Consider the following 19,127-nt stretch of genomic DNA (forward strand, 5'->3'; position numbering starts at 1 on the left):
CGCCGGGCCAGGGCGGCGGGCGGCGGGGCGCGCCCCCCCAAGGATCCCGGCTCCGCCGGGCACCGGGCTCTGCCCGGACCCGCGCCTCAATCGCCGGCGGGGCTGATGTCGCGGGATCCGGCTTTGCCGGGACTGGCTTTGGTCGGCGAGGTCGGCGAGGGCGGCGGGATCGGGCCGATACCAAAGATTCCGATCTTTCCCGGGCAGCATGCCTCCCCCCGCGCGTGCGCGGGCGTACGCTGAACCCCCCGAACCGGCCTGGGGGGTACCAGCCATGACGGACCGCCGGACCCACGGACGGCGCACCATGTTCGAACGCGAGACGGAACTCGCCACCGCCGACGAGGCCCTGGACCGGCTCTCCGGTCCCGGCCCCGACGGCCGCCCCGGCACGGGCGGCGGCCTGCTCGCCTTCTCCGGCCCCGCCGGACTCGGCAAGACCACCCTCCTCGCCGAGGTCCGCCGCCGCGCCCTCGCCCGCTCGTACACCCTCCTGTCGGCCCGCGGCGGCGAACAGGAACAGCGCCAGCCCTTCCACGTCGCCCGTCAGCTCATCCAGCCCCAGCTCGCCGGCCGCACCGAGGCCGAACTGAAGGAAACCCTGGGCAGCTGGTACGCCATCGTCGGCCCCGCCCTCGGCCTGTGCGCCGCCGAACAGGGCGCCCCGCCCGACCCCCAGGGCCTGTGCGACGGCCTCGACTGGGTCCTGACCCACCTCGCCGTCCAGCGGGCCCCCGTCGTCCTCGTCCTCGACGACGCCCACTGGGCCGACCCCGAATCCCTCTCCTGGCTCGCCGCGTTCGCCCCGCGCGCCGAACACCTCCCGCTCCTCCTCGCCGTCGCCTACCGGCCCGACGAACTCCCCGCGCACGCCGACGCGTTCCGTACGCTGCCCGGCCGGGCCGGACACCGCCCGCTCGCCCTCGCCCCGCTCACCGCAGAGGCCGTTGCCGGCCTGGTCCGCGACACCGTCGGCGGCCACGCCGACGACGCCTTCTGCCACGAGGTGTGGGCCGTCACGGCCGGCAACCCCTTCGAGGCCGTCGAACTCACCGCCAAGGTCCGCGAGAAGGGCCTGCCCCCCACCGCGGCCGGCGCCCCGCAGCTGCGCGACCTCGCCGCCGCCCAGCGCGGCAGCGGCCTCGTCGCCCGGCTGGAGCGCCTGGGGCCCTCCACCGTCCGCTTCGCCTGGGCCTGCGCGGTCCTCGGCACCGCCATCCCCCGGGACCTCGCCGCCCGCGTCGCGGGGCTCGGCGCCGAGGAGGCCGCGGCCGCCACCGGCCGGCTGCGCGAGGCCCGCATCCTGGCCGCCGCGGCCGAAGACCCCGACACCGGGCTGGAGTTCGTCCACCCGCTCATCGCCACCGCCCTGTACCGGGCCATCCCCGACGCCCTGCGCACCGCCCTCCACGGCCAGGCGGCCGCCGCCGTCGTCGACGCCGGGCTCGGCGCCGGAGCGGCCGCCCGCCACCTGCTGGAGACCCACCCCGACAACGACCCCTGGGTGGTGCGGATCCTGCGCGAGGCCGCCGCCGAGAACCTCCGGGCCGGCGCCCCCGACGCCGCCCGCCGCCAGCTCGCCCGCGCCCTGACCGAGCCGCCCGCCTTCGACGAACGGGCCGCCGTGCTGTACGAGCTCGGCTGCGCCTCCCTGCTCACCGAACCCGCCCACACCGTCAACCACCTGCGGGCCGCCCTCGCCGAACCCGTCGACGACCCGGCCCTGCGCCAGGGCATCGTCATCCGCCTCGCCCAGGTCCTCGCCCACAGCGACCGCCTCGCCGAGGCCTCCCGCACCCTCGCCCGGGAGATCGCCGCCACCGCCGACGTCCGGGCCCGACTGCGCCTGCAGTCCGAGCAGTTCATGTGGGACGCCTTCGACGCCGCCGAAACGGACTCCCCGGCCCGCTCCCGCCGCCTGGCCCGGCTCGCCGACCGGCTCACCGGCCGCGACCTCACCGAGCGGTACATCATCGCCCTGCGCGCCTGGGACGCCTGCCTGCGCGGCGAACCCGTCGAGACGGCCGTGCACCACGCCGACCGGGCACTAGGCAACGGCTTCAGCTGGGCGCACGAGGACCGCGGCTTCGAGGTCCCCGTCCTCGCCGCCCTCGTCCACATGTACGCCGACCGGCCGGACCGCGCCGAGGAGCTGTTCGAAGCGGGCACCGCCGAGTTCGAACGGCAGGGCTGGCGCGGCGCCCACCTGTCCTTCGCGTACAGCCTGCGCGCCTACATCCGCTACCGGCGCGGCCGGCTCGCGGACGCCGAGGAGCTGGCCCGCTCCGGCCTCCGGCTCGCCGAGCGCGTCGGCCGCCGCACCCCCGTGCACTGGTACGCCGTCGCCATCCTCCTCACCACGCTGCTCGCCCGCGGCCGCACCGACGAGGCCTGGGAGCTGGCGCAGGAACACGCGTACGACCGGCCCTTCCCGGCCGCCGTGGTCTTCCCCGACTCCCAGACCGTGTACGCCGAACTCCTCCTCGCCAAGGGACGGCCGAAGAAAGCCGCCGCCGAACTGGAGGCCGTGGACCGCCGACTGAGCCCGCGCGGCATCCAGAACCCCTCCTGGTGCCCCTGGCAGCTGCTCCTCGCGCAGGCCGTGCACGGAGAGGACCCCGAGCGGGCCCGCGCCCTCGCGGCCGACGCCGTGCGCCGCGCCCGCGCCTTCGGGGCGCCCTCCGGCGTCGGGCAGGCCCTGCGGGTCGCCGCGCAGGTCGCCGTACCGCAGGACCGGCCGGCCCTGCTGACGGAGGCGGTGGCCCTGCTGTCGGCCTCCCCGGCCCGATACGAGCTGGCACTCGCCCTGGCCGCCCTCGGCACCGAGCGCGGCGACGCGCAGCTCCTGGCCCGGGCCGCCGCCACGGCCCGGGAATGCGGCGCCGACGGCCTCGTACGGGACACGCAGCTCGCCCTGGCCGCACTCGACGACCCGGCACCCCGCGACACGGCGGGCGGCCCGGAGCCCGTACGGCAGCCGGACGCGCCGACGGCGTTCGCGCGCGGCACGGCCTGATCGGACCGGCCGGCCCCGAGGGGAAGATCCGGCCACGGACCGCCACCGGCGGCTCGGCAGCGCCCGGGCCGAGGCCCCGGCCCCGGGGAAAGGCGGTCCGAGGGACCTCCGGCGAGGACCCGACCGGACCGCCCGCACCGCCTCCGACCTGCTGCTCTTCCTCCGGAAGCGGATCCCGGCCACCGATGCGCGCACCACCGGCGACGCGCACCGGACGGGCCACCGGTCCACCCCCGCCCCGCCGGTCCGGCCCGCCGCGGCCCCGCCGGACCCGCCGGCCCGGCGCTCCGGCGGGGGACGGGCCCCCGGGGCCGTAAATCCCGCCCGGCCACGTACCATGGCCGCATGTCCTTCCTCCGCCGCAACCGCGCCGCCACACCCGCCGGCCCGGACTTCGACGTCCTGGCCATGGACCCGGGGGACTGGCCGGGCAATCTCGGTGCCGGGCTGCTCCCCGCGCCCGACGGCAGCTGCCAGGGCGTCTTTCTCCGCTACGACCTGTTCGGCGGACGCGGCCCCGCAATGATCATCGGCAACCTCCCCGAGGGCTCCCCGGCCCGCGACCTCGGCGAGGGCCAGGTCCCCTTCGAGGTGGCCCAGCTCCTCGACGCCCTCGAGAACGACGAGGACGTCGAGGTCACAGGCATCGAGGACTGCCCCGTCATGCAGGGCGACAACCTCCTCATCGTCCGCAAGGTCAAGCTCTCCGAGAGCCGGATCAGCTGCGTCCAGTTCGACCGCAGCGACAACGTGCTGGTCACCATCGCCAGCTGGGACCGGCCCATCACCGACGACCTGTACGCGCTGCTGAAGCCGCTCCCCGCCGAGCTCTTCCAGCAGGGATAGCCCGGCCGGCGCCTCCGGCGGGGCCGGCGCCGGAGCCGGCCGCGGCAGGCGGGACGACCCTCGGCCGCCGCGTCCCGGCGCAGGGCTCAGGGCCGCCGGCTCGGGGCTCAGGCGTCCGCGATGTCGTTCGCCGCCACGTAGCCGAAGGTCATCGCGGGGCCGATCGTCGACCCCGCCCCCGCATAGCTGTGCCCCATCACCGCCGCACTCGCGTTCCCCGCCGCCCACAGCCCCCGGATCACCGAGCCGTCCGGGCGCAGCGCCCGGGCCCGCGCGTCCGTGACGATCCCGCCCTTCGTGCCCAGATCGCCCGGCACGATCCGGAACGCGTAGAACGGCGGCGCCCACACCGGGGCCAGACACGAGTTCGGCAGCACCCCGGGGTCCGTGTAGTAGTGGTCGTACGCCGTGTCGCCCCGGTGGAAGTCCGGGTCGGATCCGGCGAGCGCCTGTGCGTTGAACCGGCTCAGCGTTGCCCGCAGGGCGGCGGCCGACACCCCGATCTGCCCGGCGAGCCCGTCCCACGTCCACGCCTTCTTCACCGCACCCGCCTCGTACCAGGCGTCCGGGAACACGATGGTCGGCAGCACGTCCTTGAACAGGTACTTGCTGCGGTAGCTCTGATCCACGATCAGCCAGGCGGGAACGTGGGAGCCGGGCGCGCCCCGGTCCCGGTCGTACATCACGTGCACCACGTCGCTGTACGGGGCCGCCTCGTTGACGAAGCGCGCCCCCGCCCCGTTCACGATCAGCCCGCCCGGCAGGGTGCGTTCGGCGAGGCAGAAGTACGGCTCCCCGGGCAGCGGGATCGTCGGACCCCACCACGCGTCCTCCATCAGGGCCAGCGCCGCCCCGGCCCGCTGCCCGGCCCGGATCCCGTCGCCCGTGTTCTCCTTGGCGCCCACCGACCACTGCGTGCCGATCGGCTGCTGCTGGTACTGGTCCCGCATCTGCGCGTTGTGCTCGAAGCCGCCCGAGCCGACGACCACGCCCTTGCGGGCGCGGACGACGCCCCGTAGGCCCTCCTTCTCCACGACGACCCCGGTGACGGCCCCGCCCTCCTGCACCAGGTCCACCAGCGGGCTGTTCAGCCACACCGGCACCCCGGCCCGCATCAGCCCGGCCCGCAGTCCGGCCGCCAGCGCCTGTCCCATGGTCAGCGGCTTCTCCCCGTACAGCGCCGCCTTCGCACCGCGCGCCAGGCACTCGGTGGAGACCGCCAGGCCCTTGGCGCTGACCGCGGCCAGGGTGAGCCACTTGTAGTCCTGGCTGAACACCACCATCCCGGCCGGCACCGGCATGTACGCCGGGTTCAGCCGGGCGAGCTCGGGGCCCAGCACATTGCCGTCGAGCTGGTCGGGCTCGATCGAGCGGCCGTTCGGGAGGCCGCCCGGCAGGTTCGGGTAGTAGTCGCTGTAGCCGTCCATGTACCGGAAGCGCAGCGGGCTGTTGGCCATCACGAAGTCCAGCATCCGGGGGCCGTTGGCGAGGAAGGCGGCCTGCCGGTCCGCGGGCACCTCGGGACCGACGACCGCCGCCAGGTACGCCGCCGCCTTCTGCGGGGTGTCGGGCACGCCCGCCCGCAGGATCACCGAGTTGTTCGGCAGCCAGATACCGGCCCCCGAGCGTGCCGCCGAGCCGCCGAAGGTCGGGGCCTTCTCGACCACCAGGACGCTCAACCCGCGCCGCGCGGCCGTGAGCGCGGAGGTCATCCCCGCGGCCCCCGACCCGACCACGACGACGTCGTACTCCCCGAGCGGAGCCCCCTCGGCCGCCCGCGCCACGGCGGACGGCAGCACGCCGGCCCCGGCGGCGAGCACGCCGGCCCCGGCCCCGGCGAGGACGGTCCGGCGGGAGGGGAGGGCCGCGGGGGCGGGGGCGGGGGCGGCGACGGAGGCTGAGGCTGAGGCGGTGACAGAGGCTGAGGCGGCGACGGAGGCATGGCTCGCGGTCATGGGCGGGCTCCAGCGGGAGGGGGAGAACGGCTACCTGATGCCGAGTCACAAAAAGGTGTTCGGGGGATCATGTGAAGTCAAGGCACGCGCAGCGACGGCACCGCCCGCCGCCCCCCACGGCAGGCACCCGGCCCCGAACGCACGAAATCCCGTGGTACGCACACGGGGTGCGTACACGGGATTTTCGTGACGGGGCGCGGGACCGCAGGGGTCAGCGGGTCCCCACCGCCGCGCGGACCGCCCTGCGGGCCATGCCGCAGTCGTCGTGCAGGCGGCGCAGCAGCAGCCGCTGCTCCTCGCCGGAGGACAGGGCGCCCGCAGGGAGGGGCTGGGTCGGGCCGGCCGCAGCCATGGAGCGCTGCACCGCCGTCTCGGACATCCGGATCTCCCGGGTCAGCACCAGCATCAGGTTGACCAGGAAGGCGTCCCGCGCGGCCGGACCGGCCGCCTGGGCGAGCCGGCTGATCTGGCTCCGTGCGGCCGGGGCGTCGCCCAGCACCGTCCACAGCGTGGCCAGGTCGTAGCCGGGCAGGTACCAGCCCGCGTGCTCCCAGTCGAGCAGCACCGGCCCCGCAGGGGACAGGAGCAGGTTCGACAGGAGCGCGTCACCGTGGTTGAACTGCCGCTGTACGCCGGCCAGCTTCAGCCCGTGCAGCAGCTTCTGCAGGTCACCCAGGTCCCGGTCGGTCAGCAGTCCCAGCTCGTGGTACCGCGCGATCCGCTGCGCGTAGTTCAGCGGATCCCCGAACAGGTCCGTCGGCGGCCGCCACTGGTTCACCCGGCACACCGCGCCCAGCGCCGCCCGTACGTCGGCCCGCGGCGGGGCCTCCACGGGGTGGCGCTGCAAAGCCGCGACCCGGCCCGCCATCCGTTCGACCACCAGCGTGCAGTTCTCGGGATCCGCGGCGATCAGCCGCGGCACCCGGACCGGCGGGCGGTGACGGACGAACGCCCGGTACGACGCTATTTCGTGCCGGTACCGCTCGCGCCACTCCGGCGAGTGGTCCAGTAAAACCTTGGCGACGGCGGTCATCCGCCCCGTCGTCCCGACCAGGAGGACCGACCGTCCGCTGCGGCGCAGCACCTGCACCGGCGCGAACTCCGGACAGATCCGCTGCACCGAGGCGAGCGCCGTGCGCAGCTGCGCACCCTGCGGCCCCGAGAGGTCGATTCTTCCGCTGAGCGGCTGAGCTCCGGCACCCGGCATCCGCCGCGCCCGCACGGCGCCCTGCGCCGCTGCTGCCGCGGGCCGACCGGGATCGAGGTAGGGGCCGCCGCCCGCCTGGAGCGTGCGGTGCGGCCGGACCGGGGCTGACACGGAGGACGTTGCTGCGTACATGGCTTGCTGTTCCCTTCGTGCGCCGACGAGTTCGTACGCCGCCCCGCCGATCCCGTACTTCACCCTGGGGAGTTCCGCCGGTGACCGGGTCGGGGAGGCGCATTCCTACCTGACACCAGGCGGTGGGTGGCGGACCATGTTGCGTGCCCTGGCGAAGCCTGGCGAATAGTCACAGGGCATCTGACGGCGGGCTACTGTCAAATCAGCCGAGAACCTGGGGGCTTGACGTGAGCAAAGGACCAAACACCCGCCTCAACGACCTGTTCGGCCTCGCCGGCTGGTCGAAGGGCGAGCTGGCGAGGATGGTCAACCGGCAGGCGGCGGCCATGGGCCACCACCAGCTGGCCACCGACACCTCGCGGGTGCGGCGCTGGATCGACATGGGGGAGACCCCCCGCGAACCGGTGCCCACCGTACTGGCAGCCCTGTTCACCGAGCGGCTCGGTCGTGTCGTGACCATCGAGGACCTCGGGTTCGTACGGCAGCGGCGCACCACCAAACGGCAGCCGGACGGGGCGAAGGAGAACCCCGACGGAATGCCCTGGGCGCCCGAACGCACAGCCGCGGTCCTCACCGAATTCACGGGAATGGACCTCATGCTCAACCGTCGCGGTCTGATGGGCGCGGGAATGGCGCTCACCGCCGGCTCCGCCCTCAGCAACGCCATGCACGACTGGCTGCACACCGACGCAGGCACTGCCGGGGGCGCGCAGCGCTTCGGCGACTCCTTCCAGGCCGACCCGGCGGGCTTCGACCGCTACGAGGCCGCCCCCATCGGCTCCCAGGAGATCGAAGCACTGGAGCGCTCGGTGGAGGTGTTCCGGGCCTGGGACGCCTCGAGAGGCGGCGGACTGCAACGCAAGGCCGTGGTCGGCCAGCTCAACGAGGTCGGCGGGATGCTGGCGTACCACCACCCCGACCACCTGCAGCGGCGGCTGTGGGGCGTGGCGGCCAACCTGGCGGTGCTGGCGGGCTGGATGTCCCACGACGTGGGCCTCGAACCCACCGCGCAGAAGTACTTCGTCATCGCGGCGCACGCGGCCCGCGAGGGCGGCGACCGGCCGCGCGCCGGGGAGGCGCTCTCCCGGGCCGCCCGCCAGATGGTCCACCTGGGCCGGCCGGGCGAGGCCCTGGACCTGATGAAGCTCGCCCAGTCCGGCTCCGGTGAGCAGACCCTGCCGCGCACCCGCGCCATGCTGCACACCATCGAGGCCTGGGCGCAGGCCGCCATGGGCAAGGGGCAGGCCATGCGCCGCACCCTCGGGGAGGCCGAGGAGCTGTTTGTCTCCGACAAGGGGGACGTGCCCCCGCCCTCGTGGATGCAGCACTTCGACGAGGCGGACCTGCACGGCATGCAGGCGCTGGCCTTCCGCACCCTCGCCGACCACGACCCCTCCGCCGCACCGATCGCGCAGCGGCACGCCCGGGAGGCCCTGCGGCTGCGGGGCAACGGCTACCAGCGGTCGCAGATCTTCGACTACATCTCCATGGCCTCGGCGTGCTTCATCGCCGACGACCCGGAGCAGGCCGACCGCTACGCCCGTCTCGCCCTGGTCTCCATGAACGAGACTTCCTCGCACCGGACTTGGCACCGGCTGCGCGAGATGTACCGGCTCACCGGCCAGTACGCGGGCTACGGGCGCATCGAGGACCTGCGGGCGGAGATCAAGCTCGCCCTTCCCGACAGCCCGGTGCAGCAGACCGTCTAGGGCGTGCGGGAGAACCGTGCGAGCGAAACGGGGCCACAACGGGGCACACGAGAGCGAGGCCGCGCCGTCCGGCGCGGCCTCGAACCCCTTGAGGGCCTTGGGCTACTGATCGACAGGGCCTGATCGGTGCGGCCCGACCCGGTGGCGGATCAGTCGCCGATCCGGGCTACCAGGACGCAGGCGTCGTCCTCGCGCCGGCCCTCGCCGAACTCCTCGACGACCATCCGCAGGCATTCCTGGGCGGACCGCGCCGCCGTCAGCTGCGGGGCGAGTCCCAGCAGCCGCTCGGTGCCGTCGGCCCGACTGAAGTCGACCCTGCGCGGGGTCAGCCCGTCCGTGTGCAGGACGAGCACGTCGCCGGCCTCGAGCCGCTCCTCGGCCTGGCCGTACGCCGCCCCGGAGGTCGCGCCCAGCAGCACGCCCTCGGGCGGTACGAGGGCGCGGCCGCTGCCGCCGCGGAACAGCAGCGGTGCCCGGTGGCCGGCCTGCGCCCAGGACAGCAGCCGGCGCTCGGGGTCGTAGTGGCAGCAGAGGGCCGATCCGAGGGCGGGCTGCACGGAGGTCTCCAGCAGCTGGTTGAGCCAGCCCATCAGCGGGCCCGGTTCGATTCCGGCCATGGCCATGCCGCGCAGCGCGCCGAGCATCATCGCCATGCCCGAGGTGGCGGTCACCCCGTGGCCGGTGAGGTCTCCGACGGTCAGCATCGAGCGGCCGTCGGGGAGTTCGAGGGCGTCGTACCAGTCGCCGCCGATCAGGGCGCTGGTCGCGGCGGGCAGGTAGTGCCCGGCCACGTCGAGGGCGCCGGTGGTGTCGTGCGGGAAGCGCAGGGAGCCGCGCCACGGGGGCAGCACGGCCTCCTGGAGCTCGACCGCCAGCCGGTGCTCGGTCTGCGCGATCTCCCGCCGACGCTGGAGCGAGTCGCGGGACTCGCGCACGGCGCGTTGGCTCCGGCGCAGCTCGCTCACGTCCCGGAGCACGGCCCACATGGAGGCGGTGCAGCCGTCGGAGTCGAGGACCGGCTCGCCCCGCATGTGCAGGGTCCGGACTCGGCCGTCGGCCCGGACGATGCGGAACTCGCCGTCTATCGGCTTGCCGTCGACCAGACAGGCCGTCACCATCGCGGTGAGCAGCGGCTGGTCCTCGCTGAACAGGGTGGAGCCGAGTTCGTCGAGGGGGAGGGGGCCCGACTCGGGCGAGCGGCCGAAGATCTGGAAGAGCTCCTCGGACCAGCTGACCTCGTCGGTCAGCAGGTTCCACTCGGCGCTGCCGACGCGGGTCTGCTGGGCCTCGGTCTCGGCCTCCGCGACGGCGTCGGGCCCGGCCTCCGGGAGCTCCTCGAGCACGGGCGCGGGGGGCAGGCCCTCCTTGAGCTGGCCCAAGTGCTCACGCAGGTCGTCGAGGTGGTGCACGGCGAGGTCGCACAGCGCGCGCTGCCAGCGGCCCTGGGCGTCGTCGTCGTCGACGACGGTGTCCCGGCGCACTGCGTCCACGTCGCCGCGCAACCGCCGGGTCTGCGAGATCAGTGCGTCCACCGACCCCGGCTGGGGCGGCTGCGCGGGACGGTCCGCGAACAGGTGGGGCGGCATGAGAACTCCGATACAGGCGCGGCACGGCCAAGTCTGAAGGAAGGACCGATTACGACTGTTGCACAGGCTGCGACGGCCTGTAAGGCGTTTGGCAACATCCGTAACGTTCTTGCTTCGGGCATATGCCTAGGGCCTGCCGGACCTCCTCCTGACTGTGCGAATGATTCCGGTCAGCCCTGCCGGGACCTGCGGAGAGCGCCGCCACGGAGAGCGCCGCCCGTCACACCATGAGCGGCACCGGGTGGATCTCGTCGGCCGGGTGGCCCGTGCGCTCGTGGATCCGCATGACGGCGTCCGCCGAGGGCGCCTCGGACAGGCAGTAGACGGTCCCGGACGAGGGGTCGGCCCATGCCTGCTCGAAGTGCACCTTCTCGTCGCCCTCGATCGCCAGGTCCGCCTTGTGGGCGGCCATCAACTGCTCTTTCGTGATGCCCTTCATGCCGTGGTGGACATCCATGTACTTCGCCACCGTCGAACACCTCCTCGCGTGCTCCGGTCGAACGGTTCTGGTACTTCCATCGTCCGCCCGTGGCTGGAAACCGGCCTTCCGGGCGGGCCGGATAGCTCACCTGAGCGAGCCGTCACCCCCTTCGGGGCGCCGGGCTCGTACGGAGCGTCGATCAACCGCCCCACCGGGTTACCCCCGAACGAAGGACCCTCTCCTGCGCGTTCCGGGGGCGCCGGACGCCGTTCCGCTTCCCAGGTGTACCGCAGATCGCTACCCTACGTGTCGGTAATGAGCCAGGAGCGGCCCGTGTCAGCGGGTCCCGCGCGGGGTGGGGGCACAGCGACATGACCGGGCAGGGCCTGCGCGACGGGCAGAGCCGGGCGGACGGACACCGTCCGGCGGGGGAGCGGAGCCGCGCGGAAGGGCGCAGTCCTGCCGAGGGGCACAGTCCCGCGGAGGGGCACAGCCGCCGTTCCTTCCTCACCTACCTCGTGGCCGCGCCCACCCTCGCGCTCGTCACCCGCGCCGGGGCCGATGCCCTCGCCCCGCAGCCCGCCCACGCCGTCGTCCCCTCCCTGCCCGCCCCCGCGGACCTGGTCGACCTCGGCGACCTGTTCATCCTGGCCGGGGCCCCCACCGCCACCCTGCTGGTGCTGACCGTCGAAGCGGACGGGAGCATCCGCTTCCGGCTGCCGCGCGAGGAGGTCGGCCAGGGGCTCACCACCGCCGTCGCCATGCTCGTTGCGGAGGAGCTCGACGCGCCGCTCGCCTCCGTACGCGTCGAACTGGACGACGCCCGGCCCGAGCTGCTGTTCAACCAGCTCACCGGCAGCTCCAACTCCATCCGCTCGCTGTACGGGCCGGTCCGCCAGACCGCCGCCACCGCCCGCGCCCGGCTCGTCGCGGCTGCCGCGCGCCGCTGGAACGTGCCCGCCTCCACCCTGACCACCGCAGGCGGCGCCGTACGCGCCCCCGACGGGCGCACCGCCGGCTACGGCAGCCTCGCCGCGGCCGCCGCCGAACCCACCCTGGCCGTCCTCGGCGCGCACCCCAAGGACACCGACCGGCACACCCTGGTCGGCCGGCCCACCGGCCGGATCGACGCCCGGGCCATGGTCACCGGCGCCCAGCGCTACACCCTCGACCTCGACGTGCCCGGCGCCAAGCCCTGCGTGGTGCGCCGCCCGCCCACCCTCGGCGGCACCGTCCGGTCCGTGGCCAACCTCGCCGCCGTCCGCGCCATGCCCGGCGTCCTGCACGTGGTCACCGTCCCGACCGGTGTCGCGGTCGTCGCCGAGACCTTCGGCCAGGCCCTCGACGCCAAGGCCGCCCTGCAGGTCGCCTGGGGCCCCGGTCCCGCCGACGGGCTGTCCGATCCGGAGGTCCGGGACCGGCTGCGCGCGGCCGCCCCGGCGCCGCTGCTGCCGCCGCTGCTCACCCCGTACGTCGACGCCGAGTTCGACTTCGCCTTCGTCAGCCACGCGCCGATGGAGACCAACTCCGCCGTGGCCGACGTCCGCGAGGACCGGGCCGAGATCTGGTCCGGGCTGAAGTCCCCCATCGTGGCCCGCCAGACCATCGCCGCCGAACTCGGCCTGCCCGTCGACAAGGTCACCGTCCACGTGGTCCAGGCCGGCGGCTCCTTCGGGCGGCGCCTCTTCTTCGACGCCGCCCTCGAGGCCGCCCGCGTCTCGAAGGCCTGCCGTCGCCCCGTCCGGCTGATGTGGACCCGCGTCGACGACACCCGGCACGGCCGGATGCGGCCCGCCACCCACCACCGGATCCGCGCCACGTACGCGCTCGGCGAGGTGCTGAGCTTCGAGCACCGGGTCGCCGCCGCCGAGACCGACTTCCGGCACGGGCTCGGCGAGATCATCACCGCCACCGCCGCGAGCCTGCCCGCCGGCATCGGCAACGCCACCCTGGCGCAGACCCTGTTCCACACCACCGTGAAGACGCCCTACCACTTCGGACTCACCACCCACGGGCTCACCGAGGTGCCCACCGGCATCCCGACCGGCTCCTGGCGCTCGGTGTACTCCGCCAACACCCGCGGCGCCGAGGAGATCGTCGTCGACGAGCTCGCGGCCCGGACCGGCAAGGACCCGTACCGGTTCCGGCGCGCGTTCCTGAAGAACGACGCCCAGCGCGCGGTCCTCGACAAGGCCGCGACGGAAGGGGAGTGGGGCCGGCCGATGCCGGCGGGCTGTGCGCAGGGCATCGCCTTCCACGAGGAGTACAAGTCGCGTACCGCGTGCCTGGTCGAGATCGACGCCCGCGACCCGGAGCACGTCCGCGTGACCAAGGCGGTCATCGCCGTCGACGTGGGCCTGCCCGTCAACCCGCGTGGCCTGGAGGCCCAGATGATCGGCGGCCTCACCGACGCCATCTCGACCACCCTGAAGGCCGGGCTGCACCTGGAGCGGGGCCTGCCGCTGGAGGGCAGCTACAGCCAGTTCCACTGGGCCCGGCAGCGCGACACCCCGCGCGACGTGCGGGTCTTCGTCCTGCCCGCCACCGGGGAGGAGCCCGGCGGCGCGGGCGAGCTCGGCGTGCCGGCCGCCGTGGGCGCCATCGCCAACGCCTGGGCCCGGGCCACCGGGAACAAGCCGCGCAGCTTCCCCCTCGACTTCGACGTCGACTTCACCCCCTACCCCCGCTAGGCGGTCGACCCAGCGGCAGTTCAGGAGCCCCGCCGTGCCCTCGCACACCTTCACCGTCAACGGGCAGAGCGTCACCGTGGACGCGCCCGACGATCTGCCCCTGCTGTGGGTGCTCCGCGACATGCTGGGCGTCCGCGGCCCCAAGTACGGCTGCGGGGTGGACGTCTGCAAGGCCTGTACGAGCCATCTCGACGGCCAGGACATCCGCCCCTGCGTGGTGCCCGTCTCCGCCTGCGCGGGGAAGTCGGTGACGACCATCGAGGGGCTGGCGAACGGGGACGAGCTGCACCCCGTGCAGGAGGCCTGGCTGGAACAGGACGTCTCCCAGTGCGGTTTCTGCCAGCCCGGCCAGATCATGGCGGCCGTGGCCCTGCTCAAGCGGACGCCGTCGCCCACCGACGAGGACATCGACGCCATCGCCAACATCTGCCGCTGCGGGACCTACTTCCGGATCCGGGAGGCCATCCGCAGCGCGGCGGCGCGCATGTGAGCGTGGTGGGCCCCGGCGACTCCCCCGTCGTTCCCGGGGCCGACCGCTCATGGCCAAACCTAGGCGGACGGTGGCCGGTTCGCAGGGTCCGGCCTGCACAGTGACCGGGGGAGACGGGTATCACTGCGCACAGTGTGGCGCGGGTGGTTGAATGCGGCGGCGCGACCCGGATCGAAGGGACCCTCAGATTCCGAACCCTCAGATTCCGAATCCTCCCGCCACGCAGCCTGCGACGGCGCCGGCTACGGTGCCCCTCACGGCGCCCGCGCCGACGCCTTCGGGGGAGCGCTCCCGCTCCCGGGCGGAGGACGTCCTCAAGGTGCACCGGCTCGCCCACTCCGGCGGTTCCGCCGCACTGCTCCAGTGGCTCGGCGGCCGGCTCGGCGGCTGGACGGGCGTGCTCCCGCTCGACGCCCCCGCAGGCCCCGAACTCGCCGTCCGGGGAGCGGCGGAACTGGCCGCCCGCCGGGTGCGGTCGGCCGTCCTGCACGGCGACGGCTCCGCCGCGCTGCTGTTCGCGCTGGACGACCACCGCGCCCTGGCCGCCGTACTGGACCTGCCGCACGACCCCGGCGCGCCCGCGCTTCTCGCGGACGCGGCGCCGGCCCTCGCCCTCGCCCTGCGGGCGGAGGAGGCCGAGCGGCGCGAGGAGCGGGCCGAGCTCGCCGAGTCCCGGGCCCGCGAGGCCGTCCTGCACCTGCTGATGAACGGTCGGCTCTCCACGGCCCACCAGATCGCCGAGGCGCTGTGCCCCTCGCTGCCCGAGCCGATGCGGATGTACGTCGTCGAATGCCGGGCCGGGGAGCGGACCGCGGTGACCCGGCTGTGCGAGGAGCTGACCGGCGGCCGGGCCTGGGTGGTGCGCTGCCCGGTGTACGTCCGCCACCTCATCGCCCTCGTCCCCGCCGACCTGGCGGCCACCTCGGCCTCCCACGACCCGCTGGCCGAAGCGCTGACGGGGGCGGTCGGGGACTGCGTGGTCGGGGTGAGCGGGGAGCTGCGGCTGCGCGAGGCCCCCGCCGCGTACACCCAGGCCTTCCATGCGCTGGCCGTGGCCCGCGGTCGACGCGAGCGGCACGCCCGCTTCGGCCCCGGGCCCGAAGCCGAGCTGGCCGCGCACACGGCCGGGGCCGGCTGGGCCGCGACGGTGCTCGCGCCACTGCACGCGTACGAGCCGCGAAGGCCCCAGGACCCCGGCGCGCAGGAGCTGCGGGCCACCGCCCATGCCTGGCTGGACTTCTCGGCGCACGCGACGCGGCTGCTGAAGATCCACCGCAACACCCTGGCGACCCGGCTGCGCCTGATCGAGTCGGTGCTCGGCGCGGACCTCGCCCGCCTGCCCGACCAGGCCGCCCTCTCCCTGGCGCTCCGCCTGACCCCCGGCGGCGGCGTCCGGGGGGCCGAGGCCGCCCCGCGGTCCACCGGGAACTGCGCCGCCGGCCTGCGGGCGGGCCTGGACGGCGTCCTGAGCCACCCCGACCTGGCGGCCTGGGCGCGCGCCCACCTGGAACCGCTGAGCGGGCCCGATGCCCCGCCGGGGGCGGCGCAGACCGTACGGGCCTGGCTGCGGCACGACGCCCACCTGCTCCCGACGGCAGCCGCCCTCGGCATCTCGGTGCCGGGCGCGCGCAAGCGGCTGGTCCGGATCGAGGCCCTGCTCCAGCGCTCGCTGCTGCAGTCGCCGAGCGCCCGGTACGACCTGTGGCTCGCCCACCGGGCCGAGGAGCTCGCCGGTCCGGCCGGGGACATCGCCGTTTCACCCGGGGACACAGCCCTCAAAACGGTCGTACCGCGCGAAAAGTGAATGACCATGCCTGAATGAGGCGTATCAATCTCAAGCGCGTCCTGGTAGGCGAGCCGCTGGACACCGCCCGGCTGGGCGAGACCCTCCTGCCCAAACGGCTCGCCCTGCCGATCTTCTGCAGCGACCCGCTCTCCTCCGTCGCGTACGCCACCGAGGAGATCCTGCTGATCCTCGCCCTCGGCGGGACCGCCCTGCTCCACCTCGCCTGGTACGCGGCCGCCGCCATCGTCTTCCTGCTCATCGTGGTCGTCGCCTCGTACCGGCAGACCTGCTACGCCTATCCGGGCGGCGGCGGCGCGTACGTCGTCAGCTCCGAGAACCTCGGGCAGAGCGCCGCACTGACCGCCGCCAGCGCCCTCCTCGTCGACTACGTGCTGACCGTCGCCGTCTCCGTGGTCTCCGGCGTGGCCGCCATCACCTCCGCGATCCCCGCGCTCAGTGACCACCAGGTCGGCCTCTCGGTGGCATTCGTGGTGCTGCTGATGCTGATGAACCTGCGCGGCGTGCGCGAATCGGGCCGGATCTTCGCCGTCCCCACCTACGGGTTCGCCGCCGTCATCTACCTCATGTTCATCGTCGCGGCGGTCCGCCTCGCGTCCGGCGAGACCATCCGCGCCGAGTCCGCCGACCTGCCGCTGACGGCCACCGGCACCTTCGCCGGCCTCGGGCTGGTCCTCCTTGCGATGCGCGCCTTCGCCTCCGGCTGCACCGCCCTCACCGGTGTCGAGGCGATCAGCAACGGCGTACCCGCCTTCCGCCGGCCCAAGAGCCGCAACGCCGCCAACACCCTCGCCGCCATGGGCGCCCTGTCGGTCACCATGTTCTTCGGCATCACCGTCCTCGCCATGGTGTACGAGGTGCACGTCGCCGCCGATCCGACCGAACTGGGGCTCGCCCCCGGCACCCCGATGTCCACCGCCCTCGCGCAGATCGGCCGCGCCACCTTCGGCGACTGGCACGTCCTGTTCTACCTGCTCCAGGCGGCCACCGCGGGCGTCCTCGTGCTCGCCGCCAACACCGCCTTCAACGGCTTCCCGATGCTGGCCTCGATCCTCGCCCGGGACCGCTACGCGCCCCGCCAGCTCTTCAACCGCGGCGACCGGCTCGTCTACTCCAACGGCATCGTCCTGCTCGCCCTCGCCGCCGTCGCCCTCATCGTCGCCTTCGACGCCCAGCTGACCCGCCTCATCCAGCTCTACATCATCGGCGTCTTCGTCTCCTTCACCCTCTCCCAGGCGGGCATGGTCCGGCACTGGCGGCGCGAGCTCGCCTCGCCGGCGACCCCGCGCGGGGACCGGATCCACATCCACCGCCGGCTCGCCATCAACGCCGTCGGCGCGACGCTCACCGCCCTGGTCCTGGTCATCGTCCTGGTCACCAAGTTCACGCACGGCGCCTGGCTCGTCGTCATCGCGATGCCGCTGCTCTTCCTCGGCATGAAGGCGGTCCGCCGGCACTACGACAGGGTCGCCGCCCAGGTCGCCGTCCCGGCCGGCGCCAGGCCCCGCAAGCCCTCCCGCCACCACGTCCTGGTCCTGGTCTCCGCCGTCCAGGCACCGACGCTGCAGGCCCTCGGCTACGCCCAGGCACTCCACCCCGACACCCTCACGGCCGTCACCGTCGCCGCCGACGAGGCGGACGCGCGCCGGCTGCGCGAGGCCTGGGCGGAGCACGACCCCGGCGTACCGCTGAAGGTCATCCACTCCCCGTACCGCGAGGTGGTCGGGCCGGTGCTCGCCCACGTCCAGGAACTGGCCGCCGCCGAGGGCACCGACGTGCTCTCCGTGGTCATCCCCGAGTACGTGGTGGGCCACTGGTGGGAGCAGCCCCTGCACAACCAGATCGCCCTGCGCCTGAAGGCGCGGCTGCTGTTCACCCCCGGGGTCGCGGTGATCGACGTGCCCTACCTGCTGGAATCGGCCCGGTCCGCCGCCCCGGACTGACGGGCGAGCGCCGCCGGACGCGGGACCGCGGCCTTCGGGGTGCGGTCCGCCTCGCCCGGGGTGCGCTGCAGGACCGCCGCGTGGGCGAGCGCCAGCTCCACCACGTGCGCCGGGTCGGACAGCGACCGGCCGGTGAGCTGCTCCAGCCGGCGCAGCCGGTTCGAGACGGTGTTGCGGTGGCAGTACAGCCGCTGCGCGGCCTGCGTCGTCGAGCCCTGGCAGGACAGCCACGTGCCCAGCGTGGTCAGCAGCACCCGGCAGTCCTCGGCCGGCAGCGCCAGCACCGGCCCGAGCACCACCTGCCGCAGCCGGCCCGCGAGTTCGGCCTGGGAGGCGACCAGCGCCATCGGCAGCCGCTCGTCCAGCAGCGCCGTGTACGGGCGGCCGCCGGGCACCGGAGCCGTGCGCAGCGCGAGGGCCGCCAGCCACCGCGCCCGCGCCAGATCGCCCGGGCTCTCCACGACCGGGCTGACCCCCGCCCTCACACCGAGCGGGGCCAGCAGGCCCCGTACCGACTCCAGCGGCGCGCGGCCGAGCTCCACCAGCCCCGTCTCGCCGTCCGCCCGGATCCGCCACAGCACGCGCGGGCCGGCCGCGGAGGGCTCACCGCCCTGCCCGCCGGCGCTGCCCGCACCCAGCACCACCACCGCGAACCGGCCCCGCTCCGGCAGCCCCAGCTGGGCCGCCGCCTCGGACACCGCCGGGCCGTCGGTCGACCCGGCCCCGTCCAGCAGCGTGTCGAGCAGGGCCGCCCGCCGCTCCCGGTCGCGGTCGCAGCGCGCCGCCTCGGTGGAGCGGTAGGCCTCGGCCACCGCGTCCGTCTGCTGGTCCAGTACGTCCCACAGCACCGCCGCCAGCGGCAGCAGCCGGGGCAGCCGCGCCGGATCGTACGCGGTCACGGCCTCGGTGAGGGTGTGCCACAGCAGCCGGCCGCCGCGCCGGTACGTCCGCAGCAGCGAGGCGAGCGGCAGCCCCTGCTCGGCGCGGAGGGTGCCGGTGGCCCGGGCGTCGGCGAGCTCCACCGGCAGCCCGCGCGCGCTGCGCAGCAGCCCCTCGACGGACTGGCCGAGGTTGAGGTGGATCCGCTCGCGCAGCTCCGCCCGGCCGAGCAGGGCGGCGTACGCGGGGTCCTCGGCCAGCGTCCGGTCGGCGAGCCGATCCGCCGTCACGGCGATGCGGCGGGACAGGTCCTCTCGTATCTCCTCGATGATCCGCTCCATGAGGGGCAGAGTGACACGGAAGGGGGACCGGTGGGGAGGTCCCGGACCGTGCCGCGTCCGCTAGCGTGTCCGAATCACTGCAAGTGGAGTGCCCTCACGCAGTGCACT

12 protein-coding genes are annotated in these 19,127 nt (G+C 74.5%); 7 read left to right on the plus strand and 5 right to left on the minus strand.

The window, feature by feature from the left end; genetic code table 11:
* Window positions 1-274 precede the first annotated feature (274 nt).
* Window positions 275-3,016, plus strand: coding sequence for an AAA family ATPase (locus ABZ924_RS21050; RefSeq protein ID WP_361911732.1), 2,742 nt, complete (start codon window positions 275-277; stop codon window positions 3,014-3,016).
* 345 nt (window positions 3,017-3,361) lie between these two features.
* On the plus strand, window positions 3,362-3,862 hold the full coding sequence (locus ABZ924_RS21055; RefSeq protein ID WP_361911735.1) for a hypothetical protein: 501 nt from the start codon (window positions 3,362-3,364) through the stop codon (window positions 3,860-3,862).
* 107 nt (window positions 3,863-3,969) lie between these two features.
* On the opposite strand, the gene kstD is transcribed toward ABZ924_RS21055, so the two are convergent.
* Complete coding sequence (gene kstD, locus ABZ924_RS21060; protein WP_361911738.1) at window positions 3,970-5,817, minus strand: 3-oxosteroid 1-dehydrogenase; 1,848 nt, start codon at window positions 5,815-5,817, stop codon at window positions 3,970-3,972.
* Window positions 5,818-6,028: 211 nt separating this feature from the next.
* Complete coding sequence (locus ABZ924_RS21065) at window positions 6,029-7,156, minus strand: aminoglycoside phosphotransferase family protein (RefSeq protein WP_361911741.1); 1,128 nt, start codon at window positions 7,154-7,156, stop codon at window positions 6,029-6,031.
* 227 nt (window positions 7,157-7,383) lie between these two features.
* Between ABZ924_RS21065 and ABZ924_RS21070 the strand changes: the two genes are divergently transcribed.
* A complete protein-coding gene (locus ABZ924_RS21070) occupies window positions 7,384-8,865 on the plus strand; it encodes a hypothetical protein (protein WP_361911744.1) in 1,482 nt (493 codons plus the stop codon).
* A 149-nt stretch (window positions 8,866-9,014) separates the two neighbouring features.
* On the opposite strand, the gene ABZ924_RS21075 is transcribed toward ABZ924_RS21070, so the two are convergent.
* Complete coding sequence (locus ABZ924_RS21075; RefSeq protein WP_361911747.1) at window positions 9,015-10,451, minus strand: SpoIIE family protein phosphatase; 1,437 nt, start codon at window positions 10,449-10,451, stop codon at window positions 9,015-9,017.
* 220 nt (window positions 10,452-10,671) lie between these two features.
* On the minus strand, window positions 10,672-10,920 hold the full coding sequence (locus ABZ924_RS21080) for an SCO4226 family nickel-binding protein (RefSeq protein WP_361911750.1): 249 nt from the start codon (window positions 10,918-10,920) through the stop codon (window positions 10,672-10,674).
* A gap of 323 nt (window positions 10,921-11,243) precedes the next feature.
* Here ABZ924_RS21080 and ABZ924_RS21085 point away from each other — a divergent pair, with 323 nt between their 5' ends.
* From ABZ924_RS21085 to ABZ924_RS21100, 4 genes are all read left to right on the plus strand, one after another.
* Complete coding sequence (locus ABZ924_RS21085; protein ID WP_361911753.1) at window positions 11,244-13,562, plus strand: molybdopterin cofactor-binding domain-containing protein; 2,319 nt, start codon at window positions 11,244-11,246, stop codon at window positions 13,560-13,562.
* A gap of 34 nt (window positions 13,563-13,596) precedes the next feature.
* Window positions 13,597-14,052 (plus strand): (2Fe-2S)-binding protein, encoded by a 456-nt coding sequence (locus ABZ924_RS21090; RefSeq protein WP_361911756.1) that lies wholly within the window; start codon window positions 13,597-13,599, stop codon window positions 14,050-14,052.
* Between the two features lie 247 nt (window positions 14,053-14,299).
* On the plus strand, window positions 14,300-15,856 hold the full coding sequence (locus ABZ924_RS21095; RefSeq protein WP_361911759.1) for a helix-turn-helix domain-containing protein: 1,557 nt from the start codon (window positions 14,300-14,302) through the stop codon (window positions 15,854-15,856).
* A gap of 14 nt (window positions 15,857-15,870) precedes the next feature.
* Window positions 15,871-17,799 carry an APC family permease gene (locus ABZ924_RS21100; protein WP_361911762.1) on the plus strand — a complete coding sequence of 643 codons (1,929 nt, stop codon included), beginning with the start codon at window positions 15,871-15,873 and terminating at the stop codon, window positions 17,797-17,799.
* Here the strand turns inward: ABZ924_RS21100 and ABZ924_RS21105 are convergent.
* The gene (locus ABZ924_RS21105; RefSeq protein ID WP_361911765.1) at window positions 17,760-19,019 is read right to left on the minus strand and encodes a helix-turn-helix domain-containing protein; all 1,260 of its coding nucleotides are present in this window, start codon (window positions 19,017-19,019) and stop codon (window positions 17,760-17,762) included. The genes ABZ924_RS21100 and ABZ924_RS21105 overlap by 40 nt on opposite strands.
* Window positions 19,020-19,127: the final 108 nt, after the last annotated feature.

The organism is Streptomyces sp. NPDC046876 (assembly GCF_040645035.1).
Lineage (GTDB): Bacteria > Actinomycetota > Actinomycetes > Streptomycetales > Streptomycetaceae > Streptomyces.